The organism is Microbispora catharanthi (assembly GCF_006334915.2).
Classification (GTDB): Bacteria; Actinomycetota; Actinomycetes; order Streptosporangiales; family Streptosporangiaceae; genus Microbispora; species Microbispora catharanthi.
Window position 1 is genome coordinate 64,683 of record NZ_VDMA02000012.1, and the last position, 14,363, is coordinate 79,045.

A 14,363-nucleotide genomic window follows, 5' to 3' on the forward strand; every position below is an offset into this window, starting at 1 on the left:
TTCTGCCCTTTGGCCCGCTGGGTCCCGGCGGGCCAAAGGAGCGAACAGCTCAGCGGCGAACACCTTCAGCCGCTGCCGGACATGCGTGAGTCGTTCGGGGATCACGCCCGCATCGCACCGCTACCTGCCCGAACCGAGCTGCTAAGCCGCCAGTGCGGGCGGGATCCAGGCGGCGTCGTCGCTTTCCCGCAGGCCGGGCTCCGGATCCGTCACCCCGTCCGTCGCCCTGTCCGTCGCCCTGTCCTCCGTGCTTTCCGTTGTGCCTTCCTCCGTGCCGGTCTCGTCCGTGCCGCCGGTCTGCGGTGTCTCGTCGCCCCGCCACGCTCCCCCGGCATGGCGGGCGCCCGCGGTCGCCCGCGCTCCGGCGACCTGCGGAGCCGCGTCGTTCGCGCCTCGTTCGCCGACGAGGGCGTCGAACGCCTCGTCATCGCCCCCATTGCCTACGTCGACGACGGACGCCGCACCGGGTCCGGTGGGACCGGTCAGCTCCCATTCCCGCGTCGCGTCTTCCATCGCCTGGCGCTCGTCGTCATTCGGCGCGCCCGCCGAGTAGGCCCGGACCGGCTTCTCGAACGTGGCGATGCCCCACTTGAGGTCATGGCCCACCGAGCCGGCCTCGATCTCCGCCCAGAACCGCTGCTCGCCGTCGCGCTCGAACTGCTTGATCCGCAGCTTGCCGTACACCACGACCGGGTGGCCCTTGCGGATCGACTGCTGCACGTTGTCGGCCAGGCCGCGATAGCAGCGCACGGTGTAGTAGGTGGTGTCCCTGGTCTGCCAGGTGTTGGTCTGCTGGTCGAGGACGCGCCTGTTGACGGCCATCCGCATCGAGGTGACACGCGAGCCGTCGCGGAACCGGTACTGCCGGGGGTCGTCGGTGACGTTCCCGCTCAGCGTGACGTAGATGTCGTTCATCGAAGTGCCTCCCCGGCCCGGTCACTCGCCGGGCTCGGGGGACAGACTGGCCGCGCGCCCCGCCGCCTCACGGGCCAGAAACCCGTTCTGTGGACGAAGCCACGCCTGTGGACAACGCTTCGGGTCGCCTGCTCGTGGCAGTCGGGCGGCGGGCCGTTCAGCGCCGGGCGGCCGCCATCGCGCCGAAATACTCGTTGTAGCGGGTCAGCTCGCGCTCGACCGGCTGGACGACCATGTCCTGCGCGAGGACGCCCACCCGGCGTCTCATGTCGTGCTCCAGCCGGTCGCGTTCCTTGCCCGCGGCGAGCACCACGAAGTTCCTGCTCGCCATGGCCGAGAACAGGCCGAGCCCGAGGACGCTGATCATCATCAGCCCCACCCAGGGCAGCACGGCCACGTCGCCGAGGACCTCGGCCGGCGGACGGCCCGCCTTGAACACGCCGTACGCCAGGATCGCGCCCGCCCAGGCGAGGCTCGCGACGAACATGACCACCAGGAGGTACTGCCAGATCTTCAGAAGCCACCACCAGACGGGCACCCGGTCGAGCGGCGGAGCCACCTCAGACAGCTCGTCGGACAGCGCCTCGGGAAGCTCGTCCACCCGTGAGCGGGCCGCCTCGCGCACGCCGTCGCGCCACACCTCCGGCATGCCGGCCGTCAGCCCGTCGGCGAGCGCCTGCACCGCGTTGTCCACCTCGGCGGGCTGAGCGGTGACCGAACTCGCGACAAGGCCGCGGATGTCGTCCTTCACGGCCCCCAGACGCAGGCTCTTGAGCGGGTCGGGCCGCAGTCGGGCCGCCCAGCGCGCGAACGGCCACCCGACCCAGTCGGCGGACCGGACGGCGTACACGTTCTCGAGGGCCTCGCCGAGAGCGGAGACGCCGATGGCGTCGCACAGCGCGTCGACCAGCCCCGCGCGCCGCGCGCCGTCCAGCATGGGCTCCACCCGCAGCAACTCCGGCACGTCCTTCACCAGGCGCAGCACCAGCCGGTCGAGGTCGGCCTCCAGGCGCTGGTAGGCCGCACGCCGGGCGGCCACGGACTCGGCCAGGACGGCCTTCAGGCTGTCGACGCCCCTGCCGGTGGTGGCGGACGTCGCGACCACCCGGGGATGGGCGACGCCCTCACGCCGGAGAAGGTCCTCCAGGTCGGCCACGCACTCCGCCTGCTCCTCCGGGGTGAGCCGGTCGGACTGGTTCAGCACGAAGACCGTCACCGCGTCGTGCCCGGTCAGCTCGGTCACGTAACGCCGGTGCACCGAGGCGTCGGCGTACTTCTGCGGGTCGAGCACCCACACGATGAGGTCGGCCACCTGGATCAGCCGGTGGGCCTCGTGGTCGGTGAGCGCGCGGATCGAGTCGTGGTCGGGCAGGTCGAGCAGGATCAGCCCGTGCAGCTGGCTCTCGCCCTTGTCGAGGGCGCTGGCGCGGGCGAACCGGTGCCGCCACTGGATCTGCAGCCAGTCGAGCAGCGGGCCCGCGCCGTCGATGCCCCACACGCAGGCGTGGGTGCGCGCCGTGGTCGGCCTGCGTACGCCGATGGGCGAAAGCTCCAGCCCGGAGACGGCGTTGAACAGGGACGACTTGCCGCTGCCCGTGCCACCGGCCAGCGCGACGACCGTGTGGTCGGACGACAGCTTGAGCCGGTCGCCCGCACGCAGCAGGAGCTGGGCGGCCTCCGTGACCAGCGCCGGGTCGAGCCGGCCCTGTCCCAGCTCGACGATCTTGGCCAGGGCGGCGAGCCTGGGGCCGAGCCCGTGCTGCGTTTCGGCGGTGCTGACAGCCGTCATGGATTCCTCACCGTGGTGCCGGAGACGTACCCGGGCGCGATCTGCCGGATCGGCTGCGTCATCGTGCGACCTCGAGGTTGTACGTTGCCTGGTAGAGCCGCGTCGCCGCGGCCTCGTCCGGGATGCCGGCGCTGTCGAGCGCGTCGACATACCGGAGGGTTTCCTCGTCGAAGAGCAGGCCGACGCGGGCGCGCAGGTCGCTGCGGGCCTTGGCACTGATGTTGCGCAGCGACTCGGCGCCGAGCAGGCCGCGCAGCAGCCGCTGGGGCAGCGCGCCGGCGCCCGCGCCCGCCGGCGCGTCCGTGGCGCCGTAGCCGAGCAGGCCGATCATGAAGATCAGCGAGAGCGACTCCACGTCGAAGGAGATCAGCTTGGCCACCGACCGCTTGGTCACGCCCTCGGTGCGGATCAGCTCGGTGACGTGGTCCTGCCAGGCGGTGATGGTCCTGGTGGTCCTGCGGGCGATCTCCTCCGCCGGGCGGCCGAGCCCCGGAGTCGCGGCCAGGCGGTCGCCCGCGCCCGCCCGCTGCCGCCAGCGCGCCACGGCCTCCTCGGCGGCCTGCTGGACGGCCGAGTTGACCAGCGCTTCGAGGCCCGCCCGCAGGGCGGCCCTCAGCCCGCGCACCCGCTCGGGGCCCTGCTGGTGGCCCTTGACGCCGCGGCGCAACCGGAGGGTGCGCATGAGGTCGCCCGAGCCGGCGAAGTCCTGCCACCGGGCGAGCACCTCCCCGCGCAGCAGCGAGCCGTCCCTGGTCGCCTCGTCGATCCGCGCCAGGGCGCCCATGTAGGCCGCATCGACGTCGGAGCGCAGATCGGCGCGCAGGGCGACCTGGGTCTCGAGATGCCGGGCGAGCGCGGGCAGCCTGGTGCGGAAGCTGTTCAGCACGCCGTTCAGCGTCGCCTTGACCGCCGCGTCCCGCCGCTCGTCGTCGACGGACAACGCGGACAGCCACATGCGGAGATCCGCGATCTCGATCTCGGGCAGCCGCCCGTCCTGTACGGACGTCTCCTTGATGACGAAGCGCTCGACCTCGCCCAGGCCGTACTCGTGCAGCATCCGGCCGAAGTGCTTCACGACGACCTCGCGGGACCGCGGCGGCACGCGGGACAGCACGATGACCAGGCGGGCCCCGCGTTCCTTGGCCCGGCGCAGCAGGCTCCAGGACGGCGCGTCGGCGTACCGGGACGCCGTGGTGACGAACACCCACAGGTCGGCGGCGTCCAGCATGCGGTGCGCGATCTCGTGGTGCTCCTCCACGACCGAGTCGATGTCGGGCGTGTCGAGCAGCGCGAGTCCCCGGGGCAGGGACGGGCTCGACGTCAGCACCACGCTGCCGGGCGGGGCGTCCCGCGTGGGTTCTTCGAGCCTTTGCACGCCTCCGAGGAGGTCGCCCCGCGCGTACCACTCGTGGTCGTCGGGGTGGCAGACGATCACGGGCGTCGCCGTGGTCGGGCGGCGCACTCCCGTGGCCGAGACCTTCCCTCCGGCGAGCGAGTTGACGATGGTGGACTTGCCCGCCCCCGTCGAACCGGCCACGGCGATCAGCGCGGGCGCGGTGCTCATGTGGACGCGCGGGATGACGTAGTCGTCGAGCTGCGCCAGGACCGCCGCCTGCGCCTTGCGCGCCTCCTCGGAGCCCGGCACGTCGAGACCGAAGTGCAGGCCCTTCACCGCCGTGCGGAGCTGGTTGAGCGCCTCGGTCAGCGCCGCCGAGACCGGCTCCGGCATCGGGAACGAACGGACCCCATCGCCGTCAAGCTCGTCGGCGGCGTCCTCCGTGCCCTCGGCGTGCTCGGTGTGCTCCGCGTCTTCAGCGCCCTTCGAGTCGTCCTCAGGGTCCGCCGAGTCCTCAAGGCTCTGCGCGTCCTCGGTGTATGCGGCGTAAGCCGCGTCTGCCGCGCCCTGTTCGCCGTCGTCGTCCGCCGGCCCGCTCTCGCTCTCCTCGGTCTTCTCGGCCGCCGCGTCGTGCGAGGCCCCGTCGGGCTCGGCGGACCGCACGGGGTCGTCCGCGGCCTCGGGGACGTCCTCATGGGAGGCCTCGTCCTCGATCGCGTCCGCGGCGGACCCGGCGGACAGCCGCCCGCCCGAGCCCGAGGGAGACGAAGCAAGCTCCGGCGCGGGCTCGTCGTCGCGGATCGGGCGGAACGCGATGGTCTGCTCCCCCGGCGACTCCGGGTGCTCCTCGATGTCCGGCTCCTCGGTCACGGCGTCGCCGGAACCCGCACCGGTCCCGTGGTCGGGCGTGTTCCTGGCTGCCGATCTCACGGGATCCGCTCCGCTCGCACCATTTCGATCTCCTGGCCGACCTTGACGACCTCACCGACGATCACGATCGCCGGAGGCCGCACTCCGGCCGCGGTCACCCGTTCCGCCACGGTCGACAACGTGGCGGCAACGGCTCGCTGGGTCGGAAGAGTACCGTCCTGTACCACCATCACGGGAGTTTCCGGCGAACGTCCGTCTCGGACCAGCGTTTCGGCGATCTCCTTGATCCGTTCGACGGCCATGAGAAGTATCAGGGTTCCCGTCGATCTCGCCAATCCGGGCCAGTCGACGGTGGACGCGGGGTCGCCGGGCGCGACGTGCACGGAGATGACGTGGAACTCCTGGCTCACCCCGCGATGGGTGACCGGGACTCCGGCCGCCCCGGGCACCGCGACCGCACTGGTGATCCCGGGCACCACGGTCACCGGGATGCCCGCCCGGGCACAGGCGATCATCTCCTCGCCGCCCCGGCCGAACACGAACGGATCGCCGCCCTTCAGCCGTACGACGAATCTGCCCTTGCGGGCGTGCTCGATGAGCAGTTCGTTGATCTTCTCCTGGGCCAGCGACCGGCCGTACGGCACCTTCGCCGCGTCGATCAGCTCGACGTCGGGCGACAGCTCGTCCAGGAGCGCGCGCGGCGCGAGGCGGTCGGCCACGACCACGTCGGCCTGGGCCAGGAGCTGGCGGCCCCGCACGGTGATCAGGCCGGGGTCGCCGGGACCGCCGCCCACCAGCGCGACGCCGACCGGCTTGGTGCGGTGCCGCCGGGCGTCCACGGTGCCGTCGCGCAGCGCGCCCACGATCGCGTCGCGGATGCCCGCCGCCCGGCGGGGGTCGCCACCGGCGGTGACCGCCACGCCGACCTCGTCCACCCGCCCGCTGGCGGGGGTCCAGGCCGCGGAGGCGTCCTTGTCGTCGGCCCGCACGCACCAGATGCGCTTGGCCTCGGCCTCGGCGGCGACCGCGGTGTTGACGTCGCGGTGGTCGGTGCAGGCGTGCACCAGCCAGGCGCCGTCGCAGTCGCCGACCTGGTAGGGCCGCCGCTCCCAGGTCACCCGGCCCGTGGCGATGAGGTCGTCCAGCGCCGGGGTGACACTGGGCGAGACCAGGGTGACGGAGGCTCCGGCGTCGAGCAGTGCGGGGACCCGTCGCTGAGCGACGCGTCCTCCTCCGACCACGAGCACACGCCGCCCGTCGAGGCGGAGGCCGAGCAGGTAGGGCGCCATGACCCCTGTCTCCCTATTGCGTCAAGCGTGCATTGTTAGGAGGCAAACCTACCCGCTGGGCTCGGGCGACATTCACGGGATGAGACTTGTGAGTCCACGGGGCGGTCGCCCGCGGGCCCGCGCGGCTCAGTCGCCCTTGTCCGCCACGCCCGCGGAGTCGAACGTGGCGACCTCGTGCATGACCCGCGCCGCCGCGCTGACCAGAGGGTGGGCGAGCAGCCCGCCGGTTCCCTCCCCGAGGCGCAGCCGCAGGTCGACGAGCGGGTCGAGGCCCAGGTGGGCCAGCGCGACCGCGTGGCCGGGCTCGGCCGAGCGGTGCCCGGCCAGGCAGTAGCCGATCGCGTCGGGCGCGAGCGCGCCGGCCACCAGGGCCGCGGCTCCGGCGATCACCCCGTCGAGGATGACGGGCACCCGGGCCGCGGCGGCGCCGAGCACGAATCCGGCGATAGCGGCGTGCTCCAGGCCGCCGACCGCCGCGAGCACCCGCAGCGCCTCGTCGGGCCCGTCGGGTACGGCTCCCGCCTCGGTGATCCCGTTGGCCCGCAGGCCCCGCCGTACGATCTCGATCTTGTGCTCGTAGGTGGCGTCGTCGACGCCGGTCCCCCGGCCGGTGACCCCGGCGGCGGGCCTGCCGGTGAAGGCGCAGATCAGGGCGGCCGACGCGGTGGTGTTCGCGATGCCCATGTCGCCGGTGACCAGGCAGCGCCCGCCCGCGTCCACCAGCTCGCGGGCGACCTCGATCCCGGCCGTCAGGGCGGCGGTGGCCTGCTCCTGCGTCATCGCGGGCCCCTGCGACAGGTCGGCCGTGCCGTACGCGACCTTGCGGGCGAGCAGCCGGGGCGCGGGCGGCAGGTCGGCCGCGACGCCCACGTCCACCACGGTCACCGACGCGCCCACCTCGGCGGCGAAGGCGTTGGCGACCGCTCCTCCCGCCGTGAAGTTGGCCACCATCTGCGCGGTGACCTCCTGCGGCCAGGGGCTCACCCCTTGCGCGTGCACGCCGTGGTCGGCGGCGAAGATCGCCAGGGCGGCCGGGACCGGGAGCGGCGGCGGGCACGTCCCGGCGATGCCGGCGAGCCGCACCGCGACGTCCTCGAGCACCCCGAGCGAGCCGCTCGGCTTGGTGAGCCTGTCCTGGTGGGCCCTGGCCTCCGTCATGGGGCCGGGCTCGACCGGGCGGATGGCGCCGATCGTCTCGCCGAGGGACGTCATGCTTTCTCCTTCTGCGCGGCGCCTACACCACGCTGGCGACTCCGGGCTGGGCGAGCGGCCCGTCCGGCGCATCGCCGCGGGGCTCCTCCCCCGCCTCGCCGCGGCCGGCCACGCCGATCATGCTATCGGCCTCGATCTCGCCTTCCGTTTCCGGTTCCAGGGTCTCGGCGTCGAGCGCCTCCACGTCGAAGACATCCACGTCGAGCGATTCCAGATCCAAGGACGCAGGGCTCTGCGGCTCGGCGTCGGCGTCCCTGGTCGTGCTCAGCCGCGCGGCGATGGCGGTCACGAGGCCGGCGCCGTTCCCGGCGCCCGGGCCCATGTCCGGCGTACGCCCCGAGGGGAACGGCCGGGTCACCGGCAGCACCGTGGACGGGCGGCGTGCGGCCGGCGCCGAGGACTGGCCGCCCCCGGCGAGCGCCTCCTCATACCTGTCGATCACCACGTCGGCGAGGCCCTCGCAGTCGCCGATCACCTCGGCGCAGCGGATGTCGAGGCCCTCGTGGTTGGCGCCGTACGCCAGCGCCTGCGCCCAGATGCGTTCGAGGACTCCGCCGGCGAACAGGACGTACGGCAGGACGATCACGCGCTTGGCGCCGAGCCTGCGGCAGCGCTCCAGGCCGCCCGGCACGCCGGGGCGGGTGTGTGACACGTACGCGGTCTCCACGGTCAGCAGGTCGGCTGCGTGGGTCTCCCAGAACAGCCGCGAGACCCGGTGGACCTCGGCGTTGACGGCGGGATCGGTGGAGCCGTGCCCGACCAGGACGACCGCGGTCTCGCCGGGCGCGATCTCGGCGGGCGGTTCGTCGGTCACGAACCGCGGCATCTCGGCGCGGGCGTCGGCGAGCCGCTCCGCGAGCAGCTTGAGCACCCGCGAGTCGGGCCCGAGGGGGCGGCCGAGGTCGTATTCGAGCGTGGGGTGCCGCTCCTGCTCCAGGGCCATGGTGCCGGGGATGTCCCCGAGCGCGTGCCGGTCGCCGGTCAGACTGAGCGGCACCGCGATCAGGTGGTGATGCCCCCGGGCCACGAGAGAGGCGATGGAGTCGCCGAGCGGGGGGCGGGCGTTCGTGATGAAGCCGCCGCTCACCTCGGCGGGAAGCCCGTCGAGGCGGCAGCGAAGGCGGTGAACGAACCTGCCGAACTCGGCGACGCCGGTCTCATCGTGGGTGCCGTGGCCGATGAGCAGCAGCGGCGGTTTCATCTAGCTGATCTCCCCTGCAGTTGACCTGCGTGTCGTTCACAATCCCCCGCCCCGTCGGGCCGGCGCCGCCCGTGCGCATGCGGGGACCGGGTCTCCCGCTTCTGGACGCGCGCTCACCGGCCGGCGGGAGGGTCACGGCTGGCGAGGATAGCCTTCCGGCCCCCAATCATGGTGGCCACTTGACCGATGGCACAGCGACTAGGGGGATTCTTTACCTAATGCCAGGAAATTTCCCCGTTGAGCATGCCGAACAGGACGGCGTCGGCCCAGCCCCCCGGGATCGGCAGCGCCTGCCGCATGATGCCCTCCTCGATGAACCCGGCCTTCCTCGCGACCGCCTGGCTGGCGCGGTTGCCCGTCGCCACCAGCAGGTGGACCCGATGGAAGCCGAGGTCGAACAGGTAGGCCGTGGCCAGTTGCGTGGCCTCCACCGCGTACCCTCTGCGGCGGGCCCACGGCGCGATCCAGTACCCCAGTTCGGCGTCCCCGCGTTCGTGGTCCTCACGCTGCACGCCGATGGCTCCGGCGAGCCGTTCCCCGTCCTTCGGCTGTATCGCGAAGTTGCCACCATAGCCGGGGCCGTTCGCGTGCGCGAGCCGGGTGCACCACTCCAGCGCGCGCTCCAGCGTGTAGCCCTCGGCCCACGGCATCCAGCGGGCGATCTCGGAGTCGCCCTTCACCGCGTCGACGACGTCGAAGGCGTCCTGCCGGGCGAACGGCCGCAGGACCAGCCGCTCGCTCTCGATCCTGCGGCGCGGAACCCACCGCTCGTCGCCGCGCAGCCGGCCGAAGACCACCAGGTCGTGCGGGCCGTCGTCTTCGAACCCCGCGCCGCGGAGCAGTCCCTCACGGGTGAAGCCCGCCTTCTCCGCGACCCTGATCGACGCGAGGTTGTCGGCGTTGGCCCGCAGTTCGATCCGCCTCAGCGGGCCCTCCCCGAGCAGGCGGCCGACGAGCCCGCGGACCGCCTCGGTCGCGTATCCCCGGCGGCGGTAGGCGGGGTGCACGCCGTATCCCACCTCGGCGGTGCCCACGCCCCACTGGGCCTTGAAGACGCTGATCGACCCGACCACGCCGTCCCGCGCGTGCATCGCGAGGTGGATCCCCTGGCCCGAGCGCCACAGCTCGTGCACGCCGTACGACAGCCACTGCGCGATCCCGGACGCGTGCCCGGGCGCGCCCGGGGGCAGCGCGGTGGAGTGCGCGCCGTCCTCGATGACGGCCCGCACCTGGCCCGCGTCCCCGGGGCCGAACGGCCGCAGGATCAGCCGTTCGGTGTTGATCGTCAGCCGCTCGTCGAACAATGCGTCACTCCATCACATAAGCGGATTTTTCGGCCGCCGCAGATTATGTGGGACACGGCCTCACCGCTCCCGATGTTTGGGGCAGGCGGTCCGGGTACGAGGCACGACAGTGACCCTAATCGGGAGGTGAGGTCATGAGTATCCAACGCGGCAGCGACAAGCACGGCCGCCGGCTCGACGAGCAGCAGAAGCACGAGACGCAAGGCCTCGTGCAGGGCACCGGAACCAGCCGGGCGGAGGAGTGGCGCGAGCCCGAGCCGACGCAGCAGCCCGAGGAGGACATGTCGCCGCCGCGCCGGCAGCCGCCCGGCCGCGAACCCGGGACGCCGCTCGGCATCACCCCCGCCGACGTGGAGCGCCGCAGCCACCTCGCCACCTGGCTCAGCGACGCCGGTTTCCCCGCCGATCCGGCCAAACTGCTCGCCCACGCGGAACGCAAGAACGCCCCCGACGCCGTGATCGACGCCGTACGGCGACTGCCCGAGATGAGGTTCCACAACATCGGGGAGGTGGCGGAGGCACTCGGACTCGGAGTGGAACGGCAGCGCTGGTAGGGAGGGCCCGTGAGACTGGACTTCATTCGCCGGTTGTACGAGCGGGGCGGCCCGTATGCCTCCGTATACGTGGACACCGACCGGACGTCCGAGGGCGCGGCCAACGTCATCCAGCGGCGGTGGGCCCATCTCAGGGAGCGGCTCACCGAGGAAGGAGCGCCCGCCTCGGCCCTCGATCCCATCGGCGAGCTGATGCTCGACCCCGGGTGGGTCGCGCCCGGACGCGCCGCCTTCGCCAGGGAGGGCGAGGTCGTGCTCACCGAGCCGCTCACCCACCGGCCGCGCCGCCAGACCGCGCGGTGGTCGCCGCTCCCCCACGTGGTGCCGCTGCTCGCGCAGCGCGGCGAGCACGTCCCGCACGTCGAGGTGCTGGCCGACCGGGCCGGGGGCGACGTCGCCGTCGTTGCCGACGGGCGGCGGCGCGAGCTGACGGTGGAGGTGGCGGACCCGGACCGGTCGCTCCAGAAGACCGGCCAGGGCGGCTGGTCGCAGGCCAACTTCGACCGGGAGGTCGAGGAGGGCTGGCGCCGCAACGCCGTGGCCGTCGCCGAGGTGGTGGAGAAGGAGGCGCACGGCATCGGCGCGGAGGTCGTGGTGCTGGCCGGTGATCCCAAGGCCCGCGCGCTCGTGACCGACTACCTCGCCAAGGACGTCGTACGGCGGCTGACGGTGGCCGAGCACGGCAGCCGGGCCCCGGGCGCCGACCTGGACCACTTCCGGCAGGAGGTCGAAGGGGCCTGCCGGGCCTGGACCGATCGGCGCTGCGAGGAGCTGCTGAACACGTACGCGGCGGGCAACGCCGTGGCGGGCCTGACGGAGACGGCACGCGCGCTGCGCGACCGGCGGGTGGGCGCGGTGCTGATGCACGACGACCCGTCCTCCACGGCCATGATGTGGATCGGCCCCGAGCCCACGCAGTTGTCCACCGACCCGGCGGAGCTGGCCGCCTGGGGGGTCGAGGAGCCCATGCGGGAACGCGCGGACGCCGCCCTCGCGCGGGCGGTGGCCGCGACCGACGCCGAGCTGTGGTTCGTCCCGCGCCTCGAGTCACCCGACGGCATCGGCGCGCTGCTGCGCTTCTGACGCGCAGGATTCGGGATGGGGTTCAGGCCACGATCAGCACTTCGAGCGTGCGGGGGCCGTGGACTCCCTCGACCCGGTTCAGCTCGATGTCGCTGGTCGCCGAGGGGCCGCTGATCCAGGTCAGGGGCCGCGCGGGGGCGAGCCGGTCGACGGCGTCCGGCACCCCCGCGACGACCTGGTCGGCCCGCACCACGCACAGGTGGTGATCGGGCACCAGCGTGAGCGCCCGCCGGCCCTGGCCCGGCCCGGCGTCGAGGACGATCGTGCCGGTCTCCGCGATCGCGACCGCGCAGGTGGTGAGCACGCCGTCCACGGCGTCGAGGTCGGCGGCGCTCAGCGGCGGGTCGTCGGCGACCGCCTCCGCGTCCGCGGCGGCGAGCCATCGCGCGGGGAACCCGGCGGGCACGACGACCCGCCGCGCCCCGCGCCCGGCGAGAGACAGCGCGACGCGCTCCGCCACGCCCGCCTCGTCCACGAGGTGGACCACGGCGCGGTAATCGCGGACCCGCTCCTCGAACAGGCGGATCTCGCCCGGCGTCCGCGAAGGCCCGCGGTAGGCACGGGTGATCTCGACGTCGGGCACGCCCGCCAGGGCGCGGCGGACCCGGGCGAGGATCAGGTCGCGGGAGCTCATCGGCGTCCTCCGTCCGTGCGGTCCCACCATGCGCGGAACGACTCTTCCGGCACCTCGGGGAGGTCCCTTGTGTCGGTCCAGCCGCCGAGGGGCCCGGGCAGCCGGCGGGGCACGAGCCGGCGCAGCCGTCCCCCGGCCCGCTGCAGGCGCGCCAGCCGTCCCGACCGCTCGAACACCCATCCGGCCGCCGCCATCCCGGCGCGCTCGGGCCAGGGGTGGCGGGCCCGGGCCCGCAGGTCCAGCAGTACGGACGGGATGTCGATGGCCACCGGGCAGACCTCGTAGCAGGCGCCGCACAGCGAGGAGGCGTACGGCAATGAGCGGTCGAGCTCGGAGCCCATGCCGCGGAGCTGTGGCGTCAGGATCGCCCCGATCGGCCCGGGATAGACCGACCCGTACGCGTGGCCGCCCGCCCGTTCGTACACGGGGCAGACGTTGAGGCAGGCCGAGCAGCGGATGCAGCGCAGGGCCTGCCGCCCCACCTCGTCGGCGAGGACGCCGGTGCGGCCGTTGTCGAGCAGCACGAGGTGGAACTCCTGACCCTCGGCGGCGCCGGTCCACGACGAGGTGTAGGGGTTCATCCGCTCCCCCGTGGAGCTGCGGGGCAGCAACTGCAGGAAGACCTCCAGGTCGCGCCAGGTCGGCAGCACCTTCTCGATGCCGACCACGCTGATCAGGGTGCGCGGCAGGGTGAGGCACATGCGGCCGTTGCCCTCGGACTCCAGCACGACCATCGTGCCGGTCTCGGCGATCGCGAAGTTGGCGCCGGAGATCGCCACCTTGGTCTTCAGGAAGCGCTCGCGCAGATGGAGCCTGGCCGCCTCGGCCAGCTCCGCGGGGTCGTCGGTCAGGTCCTCGGGGGCGGGCCTGCCCCAGCCGGACATGTGCTCGGCGAAGATCTCCCGGATCTCCGCGCGGTTGCGGTGGATCGCCGGGACGAGGATGTGCGAGGGCCGGTCGTCGCCCAGCTGCACGATGAGCTCGGCGAGGTCGGTCTCGTACGCGGTGATGCCGTGCTCCAGCAGCGCCTCGTTGAGCCCGATCTCCTGGGTGGCCATCGACTTGACCTTGACGACCTCGGTCTCGCCCGTGGCCTTCACCAGCGCGGCGACGATCCCGTTGGCCTCGGCCGCGTCGGCGGCCCAGTGCACGTGGCCTCCGGCCGCCGTGACGGCCTCCTCCAGCTGCACCAGGTATCTGTCCAGGTTGCGGAGCGTGTGCTCCTTGATCGTCCGGCCGGCCTCGCGCAGCTCGGCCCAGTCGGGCGCCTCCGCGACGACGCTCGCCCGCCTGGCCCTGATCGTCCGAGTCGCCTTGCGGAGGTTGAAGCGCAGTTGCGAGTCCCGCAGGGCTCTGGCGGCGTTGCGGGGGAAGGGGCGGTCGGCGGGCATGCCGAGGAAGGTGACGCTCATCGGGCACCCGCCGTCTCGGTCGAGCAGAGGATCTCGGCCAGGTGCGTCACCCGCACGCCCGACTTCTGCCGGCCGAGCATGCCGCCGATGTGCATCAGGCACGAGTTGTCGGCCGCGCACAGCACCTCGGCACCGGTGTCGAGGACGGCCCGCACTTTGTCGGCGCACATCGCCGCCGACACGTCGGCGTTCTTCAGCGCGAAGGTGCCGCCGAATCCGCAGCACTCCTCCGCGCCCGGCAGCGGCACCAGTTCGAGCCCCTTGACCTGGCGTAACAGCGTCAGCGGGCGGTCGCCCAGGTGGATGCCGCGCAGGGAGTGGCACGTCGGGTGGTAGGTGACCCGGTGCGGGAAGTAGGCCCCCACGTCGGTCACCCCCAGCACGTCGACCAGGAACTCGGTCAGCTCGTACGTCTTCGGCACCACCTGCGCCACCGCGTCGGCGAAAGGTCCGGACGACCCGGCCAGCTTCGGGTACTGCTCACGGATCATGGCCGCGCACGAGCCCGAGGGGACGACGACCGCGTCATAGCCGCGCAGCGCCGCCACGCTCCGCCGGGCCAGCCGTACGGCCTCGTCCCGGTAGCCGGTGTTGGCGTGCATCTGGCCGCAGCAGGTCTGGGCGCGGGGGAAGTCGGCCTCGACGCCGAGGCGGCGCAGCAGGCGCACGACCGCCCGGCCGGTGTCCGGGAAGAGCGTGTCGTTGACGCAGGTGACGAACAGGGCTACCCGCACATGCCCTCCCGGCGTGTATGGTCAGACCAA

At 73.1% G+C, this 14,363-nt stretch carries 12 protein-coding genes; 2 read left to right on the top strand and 10 right to left on the bottom strand.

What is annotated here, in order from left to right; genetic code table 11:
- Positions 1-141: 141 nt before the first annotated feature.
- From FH610_RS22480 to FH610_RS22510, 7 genes are all read right to left on the bottom strand, one after another.
- Entirely contained in the window at positions 142-915 is a 774-nt protein-coding gene (locus tag FH610_RS22480) for a single-stranded DNA-binding protein (RefSeq protein WP_139576504.1), read from the bottom strand.
- A 157-nt stretch (positions 916-1,072) separates the two neighbouring features.
- Positions 1,073-2,704: a GTPase gene (locus FH610_RS22485; RefSeq protein ID WP_139576505.1), complete on the bottom strand. Its 1,632-nt coding sequence runs from the start codon at positions 2,702-2,704 to the stop codon at positions 1,073-1,075.
- 58 nt (positions 2,705-2,762) lie between these two features.
- Positions 2,763-4,970, bottom strand: coding sequence for a dynamin family protein (locus tag FH610_RS22490; RefSeq protein ID WP_240809129.1), 2,208 nt, complete (start codon positions 4,968-4,970; stop codon positions 2,763-2,765).
- Positions 4,967-6,199 carry a uroporphyrinogen-III C-methyltransferase gene (gene cobA / locus FH610_RS22495; protein ID WP_139576506.1) on the bottom strand — a complete coding sequence of 411 codons (1,233 nt, stop codon included), beginning with the start codon at positions 6,197-6,199 and terminating at the stop codon, positions 4,967-4,969. The genes FH610_RS22490 and cobA overlap by 4 nt, the downstream gene beginning before the upstream one ends.
- 126 nt (positions 6,200-6,325) lie before the next feature.
- Positions 6,326-7,411, bottom strand: coding sequence for a nicotinate-nucleotide--dimethylbenzimidazole phosphoribosyltransferase (gene cobT / locus FH610_RS22500; RefSeq protein WP_139576507.1), 1,086 nt, complete (start codon positions 7,409-7,411; stop codon positions 6,326-6,328).
- A 22-nt stretch (positions 7,412-7,433) separates the two neighbouring features.
- The gene (locus FH610_RS22505; RefSeq protein WP_205825974.1) at positions 7,434-8,612 is read right to left on the bottom strand and encodes a sirohydrochlorin chelatase; all 1,179 of its coding nucleotides are present in this window, start codon (positions 8,610-8,612) and stop codon (positions 7,434-7,436) included.
- A 215-nt stretch (positions 8,613-8,827) separates the two neighbouring features.
- Positions 8,828-9,916, bottom strand: coding sequence for a GNAT family N-acetyltransferase (locus FH610_RS22510; protein WP_139576508.1), 1,089 nt, complete (start codon positions 9,914-9,916; stop codon positions 8,828-8,830).
- A gap of 134 nt (positions 9,917-10,050) precedes the next feature.
- On the opposite strand from FH610_RS22510, the gene FH610_RS22515 reads away from it, so the two are divergent.
- Positions 10,051-10,470 (top strand): DUF2795 domain-containing protein, encoded by a 420-nt coding sequence (locus FH610_RS22515; RefSeq protein ID WP_139576509.1) that lies wholly within the window; start codon positions 10,051-10,053, stop codon positions 10,468-10,470.
- A 9-nt stretch (positions 10,471-10,479) separates the two neighbouring features.
- Positions 10,480-11,553, top strand: a complete 1,074-nt coding sequence (locus tag FH610_RS22520; protein ID WP_139576510.1) for a baeRF2 domain-containing protein — start codon at positions 10,480-10,482, stop codon at positions 11,551-11,553.
- Between the two features lie 22 nt (positions 11,554-11,575).
- On the opposite strand, the gene FH610_RS22525 is transcribed toward FH610_RS22520, so the two are convergent.
- Genes FH610_RS22525 through FH610_RS22535 form a run of 3 tightly spaced genes read right to left on the bottom strand, consistent with a single transcriptional unit; the run spans position 11,576 to position 14,333 of the window.
- Positions 11,576-12,187: a LutC/YkgG family protein gene (locus FH610_RS22525; RefSeq protein ID WP_139576511.1), complete on the bottom strand. Its 612-nt coding sequence runs from the start codon at positions 12,185-12,187 to the stop codon at positions 11,576-11,578.
- On the bottom strand, positions 12,184-13,599 hold the full coding sequence (locus FH610_RS22530) for a lactate utilization protein B (RefSeq protein ID WP_139576512.1): 1,416 nt from the start codon (positions 13,597-13,599) through the stop codon (positions 12,184-12,186). Before FH610_RS22530 ends, FH610_RS22525 begins: the two co-directional genes overlap by 4 nt.
- The gene (locus FH610_RS22535; RefSeq protein ID WP_139576513.1) at positions 13,596-14,333 is read right to left on the bottom strand and encodes a (Fe-S)-binding protein; all 738 of its coding nucleotides are present in this window, start codon (positions 14,331-14,333) and stop codon (positions 13,596-13,598) included. The genes FH610_RS22530 and FH610_RS22535 overlap by 4 nt, the downstream gene beginning before the upstream one ends.
- Positions 14,334-14,363 lie beyond the last annotated feature (30 nt).

Excerpts from the sequence above, each read along its gene's own strand:
- FH610_RS22480 (WP_139576504.1), bottom strand. The coding sequence starts at position 915 with ATGAACGACATCTACGTCACGCTGAGCGGGAACGTCACCGACGACCCC.
- FH610_RS22485 (WP_139576505.1), bottom strand. The coding sequence starts at position 2,704 with ATGACGGCTGTCAGCACCGCCGAAACGCAGCACGGGCTCGGCCCCAGG.
- cobA (WP_139576506.1), bottom strand. The coding sequence starts at position 6,199 with ATGGCGCCCTACCTGCTCGGCCTCCGCCTCGACGGGCGGCGTGTGCTC.
- cobT (WP_139576507.1), bottom strand. The coding sequence starts at position 7,411 with ATGACGTCCCTCGGCGAGACGATCGGCGCCATCCGCCCGGTCGAGCCC.
- FH610_RS22505 (WP_205825974.1), bottom strand. The coding sequence starts at position 8,612 with ATGAAACCGCCGCTGCTGCTCATCGGCCACGGCACCCACGATGAGACC.
- FH610_RS22515 (WP_139576509.1), top strand. The coding sequence starts at position 10,051 with ATGAGTATCCAACGCGGCAGCGACAAGCACGGCCGCCGGCTCGACGAG.
- FH610_RS22525 (WP_139576511.1), bottom strand. The coding sequence starts at position 12,187 with ATGAGCTCCCGCGACCTGATCCTCGCCCGGGTCCGCCGCGCCCTGGCG.
- FH610_RS22530 (WP_139576512.1), bottom strand. The coding sequence starts at position 13,599 with ATGAGCGTCACCTTCCTCGGCATGCCCGCCGACCGCCCCTTCCCCCGC.